The following is a 15,883-nucleotide window of genomic DNA, read 5'->3' on the forward strand; positions in this document are numbered from 1 at the left end:
GGTCGGGTCGATGCTGCCGTCGCCGGTCAGTCGCCGGCCGTCAGTCCCAGCGGCCGCGCCAGCCGCCGCCGTCACGCCAGCCGCGCTCGCGCCACTCGTGTTCGCGCCATTCGCGGCGACGCCACTCGTGTTCACGCCACTGACGCGCACGCCAATCGTCGTCGCGATAGCCGACCGGTGCGTACATCACCGGCGGAGGCGGCGCGACGTACACGGGCGCCGGCGCGGCGTAGACGCCCGGCACACCGATTCCCACCGACAGGTCGACATGGGCCGATGCCACGCCCGACGCTGCGAGCGCGGCTACACCGAGAACTGCACCGAGAATAAGTTTCTTGCTCATTTCGCGACTCCCTGCACGTGTCGTGCTTGATGTGACTACGGTTTGGAGTCTAGGCATCGCGGGCAGACACAGGTGAAACCGGTCTGCGAGACCGGTAACGGCCGTTTACGAGGCGGCGCAACGCGTTGCGGAGAAAGGGAGAGCCGCGATTCGACACGCCGTTGCGACGGCGCGTCGAATCGGTAAAAGCGGGAATATTTCCCGGAAATCGAGCGTGGGGACGCAGCCGGCATGCGAACCTTTCGCCCGCACGATTGCGCCTCGCAACGGCGCTACGCGCGGATGTCGTCGACGCTGCGCAGCCAGTGCACGCTGAACAGATTGTCCGCATCGGTCCATACGGTGTCCGGCTCGAATCCCGCGCGCCGCGCGATCACGTGGAAACCGTCGATCGTGAACTTGTGCGAATTCTCCGTGTGAATGCGCTCGCCGGCCTCGAAGCGGAACACGTGGCCGCGAACGTGCACTGTCTGCGCGATATCGCTGACGAGATGCATTTCGATGCGCTGCCGCTCGCGATCGTAGAACGCACAATGCGAGAACGCGTCGAGGTCGAAGTCCGCGCCGAGCTCCGCGTTCGCGCGCGCGAGCAAGTTCAGGTTGAACTGCGCGGTCACGCCCTGCGCGTCGTTGTACGCGTGATGCAGCGTGCGTTCGTCCTTGACGAGATCCGCGCCGACGAGCAGGCCGCCGCCGCGCAACAGTCGCGCCGCATCGCGCAGGAACGCATCGGCTTCTTCCGGCGAGAAGTTGCCGATCGTCGATCCCGGGAAAAAGCCGATGCGCCGCCGCGGCGTCTCCGTCAGCTCGGCCAGTTGCTCGGCCCTCGTGTAGTCGGCCGCGATCGGCGCGACGTCGAGCCACGGATACGCTGCGCGCAGCCGGGCGGCCGCGCCATGCAGATAGTCCGCCGAGATGTCGATCGGCACGTAGCGCGCGGGTGCATTCGCGTAGTTGCCGGCGAACGCGTCGAGCAGGATGCGGATCTTCTCGAGCGAACCCGCGCCGAATTCGACGATATCCGCGTGCGGGCCGACGCGCTGCACGATCTCGGCTGCGCGATCGCGCAGAATCGCGAGCTCGGTGCGCGTCGGGTAATACTCGGGCAGTTCGCAGATGCGATCGAACAGCACGGAACCCGTCGCATCGTAGAAATATTTCGGCGGTATGCTGCGCGGCGTGCGCGACAGCCCGTCGATCAGGTCGCGCTCGAACGCGCTGGGCCGCGAATCGCGGGCGGGTTGCAGGCCACCGCTCGTGGCCGTCAGGTCAGACGTCTCGCGCAAGTCGCACTCCCGTGAATTGCCAGCGCGCGGCCGGCGGAAAGAAATTGCGGTACGTCGGCCGTTCGTGCCCGGGCGGCGTCGCGATGCTGCTGCCGCGCAGCACTTGCTGACCGACCATGAACTTGCCGTTGTATTCGGCCGCTACCCCGGCAAGCGGCCGAAAGCCTGGATACGGTTCGTACGACGAACGTGTCCACTGCCACACGTGGCCGAGCATTTCGCGAATGCCGTCCGCGCCGAACGCCGCTTCCCATTCGAACTCGGTCGGCAGCCGCGCGCCCGCCCATTCCGCATACGCGGCGGCTTCGTAAAAGCTCACGTGGCACACCGGCGCATCGGGTGCAAACGGCTCGACGCCGTGCAGCCCGAACGTGCGCCATTCGTGCGGCGCCGTCGCGCCGTCGTCGGAGGACAGCCAGTATGCGGGCGCTTGCCACCCTTCCCGCTGCACGGTCGCCCAGCCGTCCGACAGCCAGAACTCCGGGCGCGCGTAGCCGCCGTCGGCGATGAACGCCGCGAACTCCGCGTTCGTCACGAGCCGGTTCGCGATCTCGTACGGCCGCACGAGTGCCGTATGGCGCGGCCGCTCGTTGTCGAACGAAAACGCGTCGCCGTCGTGGCCGATTTCGACGAGGCCGCCCGGCTGGCGCAGCCAGCGCAGCGGGCCGGCGTCGCCGGCGGCGAGTGCGTGCGGGTCCGCTTCGCGGCGCGGCCGGAACGCCGGCTTCAGCGGATTGCACGAGAACGCATGGAGCATGTCGGTCGTGATTAGCTCCTGGTGCTGCTGCTCGTGATGCAGCCCGAGCTCGACCTCCGGCGCGATCGTGTCGAAGAGCGTCGAATCGGCACCGGCGAGCGCATTCAACATCGCTTCGTCGACGTGCTGTCGATATGCATGCACTTCGGCGAGCGACGGACGCGTGAGCAGCCCGCGCTGCGGCCGCGGGTGACGCGGACCCAGCGCTTCGTAATACGAGTTGAACAGGAACTGGAATGCGTCGTTGAACGGCGCGTAGCCGGGCACGCGACGCATCAGCACGACTGTTTCGAAGAACCAGGTCGTATGCGCGAGGTGCCACTTCGTCGGGCTCGCGTCGGGCATCGACTGCACGGCCTGGTCTTCGGCGGACAACGTCGCCGTCAATTCGACGCTATGGTTGCGCACGTCCTGGTAACGGCGCTGAAGCTCGGATGCTGGGAGGCTCATCGGTTTACCGTCCACGTCGCGATTCGCTGCGTTGCGTTGCCGGAAAAAGGAAAGCCTTGCGCTTGAATGCGCGCGGCTGACGTGCGTCCTTCGTTGCTGCGTCGTCGGGCAACCGGCGCGCGCGCCGGGCCGCCGATGCGGCACCACTCCATCTGCCCGTGCAGAACAGTATGGGCCAGAAATGTGAACGTCGCGAATCGGATTTCGGCTGAAACAAAACAGAAATGAAAATGAAAGGAATCGCGTTGCGGGATCTGGCGACGTGATCGATCGCGTGCCCCCGTCGGCGCGGCGCCGGGCCGGGGTCCGCAAGCGTCGTGCCTGCACGCCAGCCTGCCGACGCCTCGTGACAGCCGCGCGGTATGCACGAAAGGTCCGGTCGCGTCGGTACCCCGGCAACGCGGCTTCGTGTCGGCCGGGGTGCTGCGCGAAGCGCCGCACGCCGCGACCTTCGGTGTGCCGGACAACCTCGCTTGCCGCCCTGTTCTTCCCTGCTTTTGAAAATTTTTTGCGCCCATGTCACACGCGCGGGGTGCCCGCTCGTCATACCGACGGAACCCACATGAAAGGAGAAGGAACCATGGCTGCGAAACTCAATCCGTTTGCCGCTGCGCCCGCGCTGATGAAGAACTGGATGGCCGTATCGGTCGCCGCTGCCGGGAGCCTCGAGCCGACGCTGATCGAGCTGGTCAAGATCCGCGCGTCGCAGATCAACGCCTGCGCGAACTGCCTTAACATGCACACGACCGAGGCGCGTGAGCAAGGCGAGACCGAGCAGCGCATCAACCTGCTGGCCGCGTGGCGCGAAGCGCCCTGCTATACCGACCGCGAACGCGCGGCGCTCGGCTGGACCGATGCGCTGACACGGCTGTCGGAAGGCCACGGCGGGTGCGAAGCCGCGTACGCGGCGCTCAACGACCACTTCAGCCAGGAGGAACAAGTGAAACTCACGCTGATGATCAACGTGATCAACGGCTGGAACCGGCTCGCCGTCGGCTTCGGGCTGTGGATCGATCCGGCCGACGCGAAGGCTGCTGCCGCGAAGATGGTCGCTTGATGACGAGCGTCGATCCGGCGCCCGGCAGCGCCGCACACCATGCCGATGCGGCGGCGAGCTTCGACCCGCTGCGTCGCACGCTGATCCGCGTCGCGTACCGGATGCTCGGTTCCGTCGCGGACGCCGAGGACATCGTGCAGGACGCGTTCATTCGCTGGATGGGCGTCGATCGCACCGAAGTGCGCGTGCCCGAAGCGTTCCTGCGCCGCATGGTGATGCGCATGTGTCTCGATCAATTGAAGTCCGCGCGGCGCCAGCGTGAAACGTATATCGGCCCGTGGCTGCCAGAACCGGTCGTCGACGAAGACGAGCAGGAAGACGTCACGCTGCCGCTGATGCTCGCACTCGAGCGGTTGTCGCCGCTGGAGCGCGCGGCGTTTTTGCTGCATGACGTGTTCGGCGTCGAATTCGACGAGATCGCGACGACGATCCAACGCGATCCGGCCGCGTGCCGGCAGCTCGCCGCGCGGGCGCGCACGCACGTGCGCGACGCGCGGCCGCGGTTCCACGTCGAAAAACAGCGCGGGATCGAGCTGGCCGAGGCGTTCTTCGCGGCGTCACGCAGCGGCGACATGCGCACGCTCGGCGCGATGCTTGCCGACGACGTGAGCCTGCATTCGGACGGCGGCGGTAAGCGCGTGGCCGCCGGCAAGCCGGTGTTCGGCTTCGAGCGTGTGATGAAGGTGCACGAGTATCTGGCCGGGCTGTTCGCGACGCACGCGTCGAAGCTCGTGCGTGCCGGATTCGTCAATGGGCTGCCGGGATTCGTCACGCTGGAAGCCGATGGCGAGCTGCAGACCACTGCGCTCGAGATCGAGGGCGGCAAGATCGTCGCGATCTACGTGGTGCGCAATCCGGACAAGCTGAAGCATCTGCATTGATGCATGGCCGCGCATCGCGGCACGGGCGTTCGAGGCGGCGGCTGCGCTCCGCGTCGTCGCCCTCCTCGTTTTTTGCGCCAGTGCCTTTGGCGCTTATTCGATACCGCCGGCGGCATTGCAAAGGATCAGGATCAGATAGCCGAGCGCGGGCGTCGCGATCGCGAAGCCGATCGCCGCGAGCCAGTTCGTGCCGCCCTCTGCACTCAACAGCGCAAGAAACGATTCGCGCGATGTCGCGCTGGGCCGCAGCTTCTCGATCCGACGCTCGACGTGCGCCTTGTAGATGCCGTTCGCACACCAGCCGAGCGTAACGGCGATCGCGATCGTGACCGGATCGAGTGACGTGGATTCGACGTATTTCGGGAAGAACAGCAACTCGACGAACAGGACCGCCATCGTCGCGCCGAGCACGGCGGCCGCTTGCCAGTACATGCAGCGATACGCGATCCACACCGGACCCAGAAAGCACGCAGCCCAGTTCCACGACAGGCGGTTCTTGCGCGATGCGGCGATTGCCCATTTGTTCTCGTACCACGCCGCTTTCTTGCCGACATAGGCGGCGATTTCTTCGTTGTTCGCGGGCGATGCGGTTGTCGTGATCTCGGACATGATGGCGTGCTCTCGGTCGCGCGCGACGCGCGTTGTCGTTTTGATGGGTCGTGCATCGTGCGTCGTTCGACGCGGCCTCGGCGATGCGAACGTGATTCTACTCGGCCGGCAGTGGCCGCTGAGTGGCGCGATGAAGTCGGGATCGGCGACGAAGGGAGCGCCCGCGGATTGCATCGTGCGCGGACGGTGCACGTGCGTTTTCGTGTCGAAAAAGAAAAACGCCACGCGATGTTGCCGCGTGGCGTTCGTATGTTTGGCGAGCCGGATTGCCTTAAGGCAATGCGTGCTGCCGACCCCTTCGATTTGTTCGTTGGTAGGCTCGATTGGATTCGAACCAACGACCCCCACCATGTCAAGGTGGTGCTCTAACCAACTGAGCTACGAGCCTAAGAAGCCGCGAATTATAGAGACGCTTCGTACTGAGCACAAGCCCCTTCGTGAAAATTTTTTGAATCGTACGCGTGACGACGCTGCAGATCGATGTGCGTCCTCGATGCAAGTGCGCCGGCTTCACGCGCTCTCGTCACAGCAAAACGCGTCGATGCACTGTGACGTTATCCACATTCGCCTCTGGATAACCATCCGGCAAGCCTCTGGATTCACAGTGGAACGATTGAGGATATGTCGAGGCAGCCGTGAATCGACGGAAAGTTGTTCTGCGCTCCACAGAGATTTGCCTGTGCATTGCCGGCGGTTATGCATTCCGGGTCGGCCTGAGAATTCAAGCTGTTACGGAGCTTATCCACTGTGCTGCCGCGCACTTGTTAACTATCACTACGTATGTATACGTTCTCTGTTAACACCTTTGGATAAGCGCAGTGAGACGACTGTGCTCGGCGCAAGATGTGCACTGCTGGACGGATCGACAAACGGATCGGCGGTCTGTGAGACCAGCGGTCAGTCGGGGGACCGATTGCTCCGTAGAGCCTGGACCTCGAACGCCGGACCGTCGGCTGATTCCTCATCGACGCGAATCGATACCCTCGATACCGACACCGTCGTACACCGGATGCAGAAACGCTCGGGTGACATCGGGTTCGAGCGCCTCGACGTCATCTGTGTAACGCTTGTGGCAAAGAGGTTGCCCCGTATGCGTCGTTCGGCAAGTCGGGACGCGCAGAAATGCCGGACAAAAAACGAACGGAAACGTTGTGCAGCTCGTCGTTGGCATCCACCGAGGGCTGACGCGAACCTATGGATAATCCGAGACCAAACGAATCCAAATCCTGTGCACCGAACCGACAGAGGCGTGGCGGGCATTGACACTCGGAATCACTGCGAATGCTGTGCAGCTCACAAGGCGAGCGGTTCAACAGGCGGCGCGGTTGCGACCGTTGTGGACAATCACCGCGCAAACGAATCGGAACGCTGTGTATCGGTTCGTCGGGCGCAACCGCATCGCCGAGCCGTAGCAGTACATGTCGGCCACCAACGGGCCGCGCATAGCCGCACTCAAATCTGCTGATCGAGCGCCCGCTGAACGGCCTGTTCCCCCAGATTACCGGCCGGCCCGACCACCGCGAAGTTGAGCCCGTTCACCGATCCATACCGCGCCAGCAGCGCGCCGTCCACGCGTTGCCCGGGCGGCAGCAACCGGTGAGACGATTCCGCGGGCCGTACATAAAAACTCAGCGTCCGCCCGGCATCGTCCTCGTAGAGCACCATTACCGCCGTGGCTCCACGATCCGTTGTAAACAACCGGCCGCCAACCGGCATGAACCCGGCCGCACTCAAATCCGGCAGCTTCGCCGACGCGCCGACGCGCGCGGTGAACCATCGTTGCAGATCGTTCGCACCGGTCGGCCGGTAATCGGCCTTTGCCGTCCGGTCGACCGCCATCATCCGGTAAGCGCTGACCGCGTCGCTCATCGGCGCGACAGCCGGCTGCGCGTCCAGGCCACGCGCCTGCCATCCACCGAACGTGCCGAGCCCGATGCAGAACACGAACGAGGCGGCCATCGCGAACCGCATCCGCGTGCGCTCGGCTCGCCGCGCGCGAATCGCTGCCGGATCGAGCGCCGGATTGTCGTCGGGCATCCGCGCGCGCTCCAGCGCCGCGCGCAGTCGCTGCGCATCCTGGCGCCATTGCTTCACCTGTTCGGCGCGCTCGGGATGCAGCGCGAGATACCGCTCGACCGCGGCGCGTGCGTCGTTGTCGAGTTGCCCGTCGACATAGGCTTGAAGATCGTGTTCGTCGGGAGGAATGTTCATTTCTTCATCAACCGCAAGGAAGGGGCAGGAAGTTCGCCGTCGCTGAGCTGGCGCAGCGCCTGCCGCGCGCGCGATAGCCGCGACATCACCGTGCCGATCGGCACGTCGAGCAGGTCGGCGACTTCCTGATACGTGAAGCCTTCGACCGCGACCAGCAGCAGCAGGCTGCGCTGCTCGTCGGACAGGCGCCCGAACGCCTCCAGCGTTGCGCGCGCGGCCACTTCGCGTTCGGCGGACGGCCAGTGCGGCTCGTCGTCGGAGCCGATGCGGCCCAGCAGCCACGCATAGCGCTTCGCGCTGCGTTTGCCGTCGAGAAACTGCCGGTAAAGGATCGTGAACAGCCAGCTGCGCAGCGACGCGTCGTCGCGGCGGCTCGTCCAGCGCGACAGCGCGCGCTCGAGCGTCGACTGGACGAGATCGTCGGCTGCATGGACGTCGCGCGCCAGCCAGAGCGCGAAGCGTCGCAGCCGGGGAATGAGTTCGCGCAATGCGTCGTCGTCGGGGGCGTTTGAGGGCATGGCCGGGGCGCGAGCCGATAAGCGTGGAGATACCGCGTAGGACGCCGGTCGGCGCCGCTTATTCCGTCAGCATACGAAAAATGTGTTGATGGAATAAAGCGGTGCGGGCGGCGTCCTACGTGCGTTCGACAATGATCAGACGATCGGGAGTGCATCCATGAAGCAATCTTCCTCTTCCTCGCCGCCGCGCGAGCCGGCGCGCGGATGGTGGCGCTGGGCAGCGATCGGCGGCGCGGTGGCCGGCGTGGCCGTCGCGTTCGGGTATGTCGGCGGTTGGCTCGCGCCGGCGCGCCTGACGCCGCACCGGCTCGTCGACGCGCTGCAGACGGCCGGCGGCGGCGAGCATCCGGGCTTTCGGCGCAATCACGCGAAGGGCGTATGCGTGACCGGCTACTTCGAAGGCAACGGCGCCGCGAGCGCGTATTCGGTGGCGCCGTTTTTCAAGGCGGTGCGTACGCCGGTGGTCGGCCGGTTCGCGCTGCCTGGCGGCAATCCGTATGCGCCGGACAGCAGCGTGCCGATCCGCAGCCTGGCGCTGAAGCTCACCGCGCCGGACGGCCAGCAATGGCGGACCGGGATGAACGCGATGCCGGTGTTTCCGGTGGCAACGCCGCAGGCGTTCTACGCGCAATTGCGCGCGACGCAGCCGGATCCGGCGACGGGCAAGCCCGATCCGGCGAAGGTGAAGGCGTTTTTCGGCGCACATCCGGAGACGGCCGCGTTCCGCGCATGGGTGAAGGGTGCGAAACCGAGCGCGAGCTACGTCACCGAAAGCTATTACGGGCTGAACGCGTTCTACTTTGTCGACGCGGCCGGCAAGCGTCAGGCGGTGCGGTGGCGGGTCGTGCCGGAGCAGACGGCGGGTGCCGGCGATGTCGCGACGGCCGCGGATCCGAACGTGCTTCAGCAGGACCTGACGCGGCGCATCGCGGAAGGTGCGCAGAAATGGAAGTTGCTGGTCACGTTGGCCGAGCCCGGCGACCCGGTGGACGACGCGACCAAGACGTGGCCCGCGCAGCGGACGACGATCGACGCGGGCACGTTCGTGCTCGATCGCGTGGAACCGCAGGACAGCGGGCCGTGCCGGGACGTGAATTACGATCCGACGGTGCTGCCGCAGGGGATTCAGGCGTCGGGCGATCCGTTGCTGGCGGCGCGGTCGGCCGCGTATGCGGATTCGTATCTGCGCAGGACGAGTGAAGAGGCCGGCGTAGCCGGTGTGGCACGGTTGAGTGCGGAGGGACGGTGATGAAGTCTGCTACGACGTTTAGTTTGCCGGCGAGGGTGCTGCATTGGGTGATGGCCGCGATGGTTCTCACGATGCTGTTCGTCGGCGTGGGGATGGTGGCGTCGGTTTCCCGGCGGCATGACTTTTTGGTGGCTTTGCACAAACCATTGGGAATCGCGGTGCTGGTGATGGTTTGCGTCCGGATCGCGGTGCGGCTTTCATCGAAGCCACCGGGGCTGCCTGACGATTTGCCCTGGTGGCAGAAGGTGGCCGCGCATGGGTCGCACCTGGTGCTGTATGCGCTGATGGTCGCGATGCCGCTGATCGGGTGGGCGATGCTGTCGGCTGGCGGCTATCCGGTGACGTTGGGCGGCGGCGTGCAATTGCCGGCACTAGTCTCCGCTGATCCAGTGACGTTTGCGTGGCTTCGGGTCGCGCACCGTGTGTTGGCTTACCTGTTCTTCCTGACGTTCATCGCGCACTTTGCGGCTGCGCTGTATCACGGGTTGATCCGGCGGGATGGTGTGGTGAGGGCAATGGTCGGGCGGTGAGCAAGGGCGGCGGGACTGTTCACGGGTGACCGACACGGATTCCGCCGCTTTGCTTGCATATGATCAATGGAGCGGCTCAACGGCCCCTTGGTAGCGCGCGTCAAAATAATTTCAAAAAAGGGCTTGCGGAGTTGGCAACGGGTGCCTAGAATCACGCCTCTTTCGCGCTAACGGAAACGCGGCGCGGAGGAAGAAGGGAAGCGGTGCGGTGGATGGCAGGTTGTAGAGCCCGGCGCACGAAGAGTTGAAACGAAGCCGTCGCAACGAAGTAGTTAAAAAGTTGTTGACGTGTTTAAAAAAACAGCTCATACTTCCGCTTCTTCGCTGCTGAAAACGCAGCGCTGCCGGGAAACACGAAGTTTCTCGCAGAAATGCTCTTTAAAAATTAACAGCCGATAAGTGTGGGCGCTTGATGGCAGCGAGCTGATCTTCGGATCAGATAGCAAAAGTATCAAGAGTCTCACACTAAAGTAAGTCAGGTTTATGAAGTGATTCATATACCTGTCAGCTTTGAGTGAGCGACCGGTTCTTAACGGAACCGAAAACAGTAACAGGTTTGAACTGAAGAGTTTGATCCTGGCTCAGATTGAACGCTGGCGGCATGCCTTACACATGCAAGTCGAACGGCAGCACGGGTGCTTGCACCTGGTGGCGAGTGGCGAACGGGTGAGTAATACATCGGAACATGTCCTGTAGTGGGGGATAGCCCGGCGAAAGCCGGATTAATACCGCATACGATCTACGGATGAAAGCGGGGGACCTTCGGGCCTCGCGCTATAGGGTTGGCCGATGGCTGATTAGCTAGTTGGTGGGGTAAAGGCCTACCAAGGCGACGATCAGTAGCTGGTCTGAGAGGACGACCAGCCACACTGGGACTGAGACACGGCCCAGACTCCTACGGGAGGCAGCAGTGGGGAATTTTGGACAATGGGCGAAAGCCTGATCCAGCAATGCCGCGTGTGTGAAGAAGGCCTTCGGGTTGTAAAGCACTTTTGTCCGGAAAGAAATCCTTGGCTCTAATACAGCCGGGGGATGACGGTACCGGAAGAATAAGCACCGGCTAACTACGTGCCAGCAGCCGCGGTAATACGTAGGGTGCAAGCGTTAATCGGAATTACTGGGCGTAAAGCGTGCGCAGGCGGTTTGCTAAGACCGATGTGAAATCCCCGGGCTCAACCTGGGAACTGCATTGGTGACTGGCAGGCTAGAGTATGGCAGAGGGGGGTAGAATTCCACGTGTAGCAGTGAAATGCGTAGAGATGTGGAGGAATACCGATGGCGAAGGCAGCCCCCTGGGCCAATACTGACGCTCATGCACGAAAGCGTGGGGAGCAAACAGGATTAGATACCCTGGTAGTCCACGCCCTAAACGATGTCAACTAGTTGTTGGGGATTCATTTCCTTAGTAACGTAGCTAACGCGTGAAGTTGACCGCCTGGGGAGTACGGTCGCAAGATTAAAACTCAAAGGAATTGACGGGGACCCGCACAAGCGGTGGATGATGTGGATTAATTCGATGCAACGCGAAAAACCTTACCTACCCTTGACATGGTCGGAATCCTGAAGAGATTCGGGAGTGCTCGAAAGAGAACCGGCGCACAGGTGCTGCATGGCTGTCGTCAGCTCGTGTCGTGAGATGTTGGGTTAAGTCCCGCAACGAGCGCAACCCTTGTCCTTAGTTGCTACGCAAGAGCACTCTAAGGAGACTGCCGGTGACAAACCGGAGGAAGGTGGGGATGACGTCAAGTCCTCATGGCCCTTATGGGTAGGGCTTCACACGTCATACAATGGTCGGAACAGAGGGTTGCCAACCCGCGAGGGGGAGCTAATCCCAGAAAACCGATCGTAGTCCGGATTGCACTCTGCAACTCGAGTGCATGAAGCTGGAATCGCTAGTAATCGCGGATCAGCATGCCGCGGTGAATACGTTCCCGGGTCTTGTACACACCGCCCGTCACACCATGGGAGTGGGTTTTACCAGAAGTGGCTAGTCTAACCGCAAGGAGGACGGTCACCACGGTAGGATTCATGACTGGGGTGAAGTCGTAACAAGGTAGCCGTATCGGAAGGTGCGGCTGGATCACCTCCTTTCCAGAGCTATCTCGCAAAATTGAGCGCTCACGCTTATCGGCTGTTGACAAGGGCAGAAAGACTGTCTGCTAGCGGTTTTGTCAGGTGTAATGCCGGCCGCTTTCGATAATCTTCAATGACAAGCATTCGACTTGGTTCGAGTCTTTGTCATTGGCGATTGAGCCAGTCAGAGTGATATGAGTAACACCATATCGGCTGTCGTTCTTTAACAATCTGGAAGAAGTAAGTAATTTGGATAGCGGAAGCGTCTTTGAGATGGACGTGAAAACTATCCGGGTTGTGATTGTATCGATGTATCTCAAGATGATTCGAACTTCATGTTCGGCTCCCTACGGGAGTGGGGCCAGAGTAAGCGCTAAAGCGCCAACTCTGGTCGACATCAACTTGGAATACGGCACAACGCGAGAACTCAACCTGTAACGAGACAGACTCGTTATAGGGTCAAGCGAACAAGTGCATGTGGTGGATGCCTTGGCGATCACAGGCGATGAAGGACGCGGTAGCCTGCGAAAAGCTACGGGGAGCTGGCAAACGAGCTTTGATCCGTAGATGTCCGAATGGGGAAACCCACTCCTTATGGAGTATCCATGGCTGAATACATAGGCCATGCGAAGCGAACGCGGTGAACTGAAACATCTAAGTAACCGCAGGAAAAGAAATCAACCGAGATTCCCAAAGTAGTGGCGAGCGAAATGGGATGAGCCTTGCACTCTTTATTTGTATTGTTAGCCGAACGCTCTGGAAAGTGCGGCCATAGCAGGTGATAGCCCTGTAGGCGAAAACAGTATGAAAGAACTAGGTGTGCGACAAGTAGGGCGGGACACGTGAAATCCTGTCTGAAGATGGGGGGACCATCCTCCAAGGCTAAATACTCGTGATCGACCGATAGTGAACCAGTACCGTGAGGGAAAGGCGAAAAGAACCCCGGGAGGGGAGTGAAATAGATCCTGAAACCGCATGCATACAAACAGTCGGAGCCTCGTAAGGGGTGACGGCGTACCTTTTGTATAATGGGTCAGCGACTTACGTTCAGTAGCAAGCTTAACCGTATAGGGCAGGCGTAGCGAAAGCGAGTCCGAATAGGGCGTTCAGTTGCTGGGCGTAGACCCGAAACCAGGTGATCTATCCATGGCCAGGATGAAGGTGCGGTAACACGTACTGGAGGTCCGAACCCACTAACGTTGAAAAGTTAGGGGATGAGCTGTGGATAGGGGTGAAAGGCTAAACAAACCTGGAAATAGCTGGTTCTCTCCGAAAACTATTTAGGTAGTGCCTCGTGTCTCACCTTCGGGGGTAGAGCACTGTCATGGTTGGGGGGTCTATTGCAGATTACCCCGCCATAGCAAACTCCGAATACCGAAGAGTGCAATCACGGGAGACAGACATCGGGTGCTAACGTCCGGTGTCAAGAGGGAAACAACCCAGACCGCCAGCTAAGGTCCCCAAATATAGCTAAGTGGGAAACGAAGTGGGAAGGCTAAAACAGTCAGGAGGTTGGCTTAGAAGCAGCCACCCTTTAAAGAAAGCGTAATAGCTCACTGATCGAGTCGTCCTGCGCGGAAGATGTAACGGGGCTAAGCTATATACCGAAGCTGCGGATGCGTGCTTGCACGCATGGTAGGAGAGCGTTCCGTAAGCCTGCGAAGGTGCGTTGAAAAGCGTGCTGGAGGTATCGGAAGTGCGAATGCTGACATGAGTAGCGATAAAGGGGGTGAAAGGCCCCCTCGCCGTAAGCCCAAGGTTTCCTACGCAACGTTCATCGGCGTAGGGTGAGTCGGCCCCTAAGGCGAGGCAGAAATGCGTAGCTGATGGGAAGCAGGTCAATATTCCTGCACCGTCGTTAGATGCGATGGGGGGACGGATCGCGGAAGGTTGTCCGGGTGTTGGAAGTCCCGGTCGCTGCATTGGAGAAGGCGCTTAGGCAAATCCGGGCGCGTAATTCAAGGGTGTGGCGCGAGCTCCTTCGGGAGCGAAGCAATTGGAAGTGGTTCCAAGAAAAGCCTCTAAGCTTCAGTCTAACGATGACCGTACCGCAAACCGACACAGGTGGGCGAGATGAGTATTCTAAGGCGCTTGAGAGAACTCGGGAGAAGGAACTCGGCAAATTGGTACCGTAACTTCGGGATAAGGTACGCCCTTGTAGCTTGACTGGCCTGCGCCAGGAGGGTGAAGGGGTTGCAATAAACTGGTGGCTGCGACTGTTTAATAAAAACACAGCACTCTGCAAACACGAAAGTGGACGTATAGGGTGTGACGCCTGCCCGGTGCCGGAAGATTAAATGATGGGGTGCAAGCTCTTGATTGAAGTCCCGGTAAACGGCGGCCGTAACTATAACGGTCCTAAGGTAGCGAAATTCCTTGTCGGGTAAGTTCCGACCTGCACGAATGGCGTAACGATGGCCACACTGTCTCCTCCCGAGACTCAGCGAAGTTGAAGTGTTTGTGATGATGCAATCTACCCGCGGCTAGACGGAAAGACCCCATGAACCTTTACTGTAGCTTTGCATTGGACTTTGAACCGATCTGTGTAGGATAGGTGGGAGGCTATGAAACCGGAACGCTAGTTTCGGTGGAGCCGTCCTTGAAATACCACCCTGGTTTGTTTGAGGTTCTAACCTTGGCCCGTGATCCGGGTCGGGGACAGTGCATGGTAGGCAGTTTGACTGGGGCGGTCTCCTCCCAAAGCGTAACGGAGGAGTACGAAGGTACGCTAGGTACGGTCGGAAATCGTGCTGATAGTGCAATGGCATAAGCGTGCTTAACTGCGAGACCGACAAGTCGAGCAGGTGCGAAAGCAGGTCATAGTGATCCGGTGGTTCTGTATGGAAGGGCCATCGCTCAACGGATAAAAGGTACTCTGGGGATAACAGGCTGATACCGCCCAAGAGTTCATATCGACGGCGGTGTTTGGCACCTCGATGTCGGCTCATCTCATCCTGGGGCTGTAGCCGGTCCCAAGGGTATGGCTGTTCGCCATTTAAAGAGGTACGTGAGCTGGGTTTAAAACGTCGTGAGACAGTTTGGTCCCTATCTGCCGTGGGCGTTGGATATTTGAAGGGGGCTGCTCCTAGTACGAGAGGACCGGAGTGGACGAACCTCTGGTGTACCGGTTGTCACGCCAGTGGCATCGCCGGGTAGCTATGTTCGGAAGAGATAACCGCTGAAAGCATCTAAGCGGGAAACTCGCCTTAAGATGAGATATCCCTGGGGACTAGATCCCCTTGAAGGGTCGTTCGAGACCAGGACGTTGATAGGTCGGGTGTGTAAGCGCAGTAATGCGTTCAGCTAACCGATACTAATTGCCCGTAAGGCTTGATCCTATAACAAGTCTGTTTCGCGCTACAGAGCGCGTCGGACGGTTGGATTCTCGTGTGTGATACACACAACCTAAAATTACTGCTTCTTCCCAGATTGGTTCTGTTGGCCATGCCAGCAGGACAACCCTCTTTGCCTGATGACCATAGCGAGTCGGTCCCACCCCTTCCCATCCCGAACAGGACCGTGAAACGACTCTACGCCGATGATAGTGCGGATTCCCGTGTGAAAGTAGGTAATCGTCAGGCTCCCCTCAAGCCAGAAACCCCCGCCCGAACCGGCGGGGGTTTTTGCATTTGCGGCGGCGGAAATGGATGGCAGCGTGAGAAGCGTTCGCAGCCTGCGGGCGCCTGCGGGCCGCGCCACCGCAAGATCCATCATCAGTGCGGATCGCTTTACCGTCCCGAGGGCAGGGCAGGTGAACCCAACTTCAATCCTCCGTCGCCGCATCGTTGTATCGGCATGGTAAAGCCGTGCGCAGCGCCGATATACGCTGTCCGCCGGTGCCGCCTTGTCGCCAAACTTAGCGGAAATTCCCGCAAAACGACGCGTTATTTCGCCCTTCCACGTAGAATTTGCGGACCTC

General features: G+C 60.9%; 10 protein-coding genes, 1 tRNA gene and 3 rRNA genes. 7 read left to right on the forward strand and 7 right to left on the reverse strand.

The window, feature by feature from the left end:
• Positions 1-40: 40 nt before the first annotated feature.
• The 3 genes from WK25_RS02550 to egtB form a co-directional block, all read right to left on the reverse strand.
• Complete coding sequence (locus WK25_RS02550; protein ID WP_040142646.1) at positions 41-343, reverse strand: hypothetical protein; 303 nt, start codon at positions 341-343, stop codon at positions 41-43.
• Positions 344-615: 272 nt separating this feature from the next.
• Positions 616-1,629: an L-histidine N(alpha)-methyltransferase gene (egtD, locus tag WK25_RS02555; RefSeq protein ID WP_040142644.1), complete on the reverse strand. Its 1,014-nt coding sequence runs from the start codon at positions 1,627-1,629 to the stop codon at positions 616-618.
• A complete protein-coding gene (gene egtB, locus WK25_RS02560; RefSeq protein WP_069240941.1) occupies positions 1,613-2,836 on the reverse strand; it encodes an ergothioneine biosynthesis protein EgtB in 1,224 nt (407 codons plus the stop codon). Before egtB ends, egtD begins: the two co-directional genes overlap by 17 nt.
• Positions 2,837-3,416: 580 nt before the next feature.
• Between egtB and WK25_RS02565 the strand changes: the two genes are divergently transcribed.
• Together WK25_RS02565 and WK25_RS02570 are read left to right on the forward strand one after the other, a co-directional pair.
• Entirely contained in the window at positions 3,417-3,893 is a 477-nt protein-coding gene (locus WK25_RS02565) for a carboxymuconolactone decarboxylase family protein (protein WP_040142639.1), read from the forward strand.
• Complete coding sequence (locus tag WK25_RS02570; RefSeq protein WP_040142637.1) at positions 3,893-4,774, forward strand: sigma-70 family RNA polymerase sigma factor; 882 nt, start codon at positions 3,893-3,895, stop codon at positions 4,772-4,774. The genes WK25_RS02565 and WK25_RS02570 overlap by 1 nt, the downstream gene beginning before the upstream one ends.
• Positions 4,775-4,867: 93 nt before the next feature.
• Here WK25_RS02570 and WK25_RS02575 read toward each other — a convergent pair whose 3' ends face one another.
• From WK25_RS02575 to WK25_RS02590, 4 genes are all read right to left on the reverse strand, one after another.
• A complete protein-coding gene (locus WK25_RS02575) occupies positions 4,868-5,608 on the reverse strand; it encodes a DUF2628 domain-containing protein (protein ID WP_236857807.1) in 741 nt (246 codons plus the stop codon).
• An 86-nt stretch (positions 5,609-5,694) separates the two neighbouring features.
• Positions 5,695-5,771: transfer RNA gene (locus tag WK25_RS02580), tRNA-Val, on the reverse strand.
• 1,064 nt (positions 5,772-6,835) lie between these two features.
• Entirely contained in the window at positions 6,836-7,594 is a 759-nt protein-coding gene (locus tag WK25_RS02585; RefSeq protein WP_059548166.1) for an anti-sigma factor family protein, read from the reverse strand.
• Positions 7,591-8,112 (reverse strand): sigma-70 family RNA polymerase sigma factor, encoded by a 522-nt coding sequence (locus WK25_RS02590; protein ID WP_040142633.1) that lies wholly within the window; start codon positions 8,110-8,112, stop codon positions 7,591-7,593. The genes WK25_RS02585 and WK25_RS02590 overlap by 4 nt, the downstream gene beginning before the upstream one ends.
• A 157-nt stretch (positions 8,113-8,269) precedes the next feature.
• On the opposite strand from WK25_RS02590, the gene WK25_RS02595 reads away from it, so the two are divergent.
• The 5 genes from WK25_RS02595 to rrf all read left to right on the forward strand — a co-directional run bounded on the left by WK25_RS02595 (position 8,270) and on the right by rrf (position 15,545).
• Positions 8,270-9,361, forward strand: a complete 1,092-nt coding sequence (locus WK25_RS02595; RefSeq protein WP_069240942.1) for a catalase family peroxidase — start codon at positions 8,270-8,272, stop codon at positions 9,359-9,361.
• Entirely contained in the window at positions 9,361-9,891 is a 531-nt protein-coding gene (locus WK25_RS02600) for a cytochrome b (RefSeq protein ID WP_174554663.1), read from the forward strand. Before WK25_RS02595 ends, WK25_RS02600 begins: the two co-directional genes overlap by 1 nt.
• Positions 9,892-10,449: 558 nt before the next feature.
• A 16S ribosomal RNA gene (locus WK25_RS02605) occupies positions 10,450-11,982 on the forward strand.
• A gap of 439 nt (positions 11,983-12,421) precedes the next feature.
• Positions 12,422-15,302 (forward strand): 23S ribosomal RNA (locus WK25_RS02610).
• Between the two features lie 130 nt (positions 15,303-15,432).
• A 5S ribosomal RNA gene (gene rrf, locus WK25_RS02615) occupies positions 15,433-15,545 on the forward strand.
• The 16S, 23S and 5S rRNA genes sit together here, the layout of an rRNA operon.
• The last annotated feature ends 338 nt before the right edge of the window (positions 15,546-15,883 follow it).

It is taken from the genome of Burkholderia latens, assembly GCF_001718795.1.
Taxonomy (GTDB): domain Bacteria; phylum Pseudomonadota; class Gammaproteobacteria; order Burkholderiales; family Burkholderiaceae; genus Burkholderia; species Burkholderia latens_A.

Bases quoted from the DNA above. Each gene is read 5' to 3' on its own strand.
- WK25_RS02565 (WP_040142639.1), top strand. From the start codon at position 3,417: ATGGCTGCGAAACTCAATCCGTTTGCCGCTGCGCCCGCGCTGATGAAG.
- egtB (WP_069240941.1), bottom strand. From the start codon at position 2,836: ATGAGCCTCCCAGCATCCGAGCTTCAGCGCCGTTACCAGGACGTGCGC.
- WK25_RS02595 (WP_069240942.1), top strand. From the start codon at position 8,270: ATGAAGCAATCTTCCTCTTCCTCGCCGCCGCGCGAGCCGGCGCGCGGA.
- WK25_RS02600 (WP_174554663.1), top strand. From the start codon at position 9,361: ATGAAGTCTGCTACGACGTTTAGTTTGCCGGCGAGGGTGCTGCATTGG.
- WK25_RS02590 (WP_040142633.1), bottom strand. From the start codon at position 8,112: ATGCCCTCAAACGCCCCCGACGACGACGCATTGCGCGAACTCATTCCC.
- WK25_RS02550 (WP_040142646.1), bottom strand. From the start codon at position 343: ATGAGCAAGAAACTTATTCTCGGTGCAGTTCTCGGTGTAGCCGCGCTC.
- WK25_RS02585 (WP_059548166.1), bottom strand. From the start codon at position 7,594: ATGAACATTCCTCCCGACGAACACGATCTTCAAGCCTATGTCGACGGG.
- WK25_RS02570 (WP_040142637.1), top strand. From the start codon at position 3,893: ATGACGAGCGTCGATCCGGCGCCCGGCAGCGCCGCACACCATGCCGAT.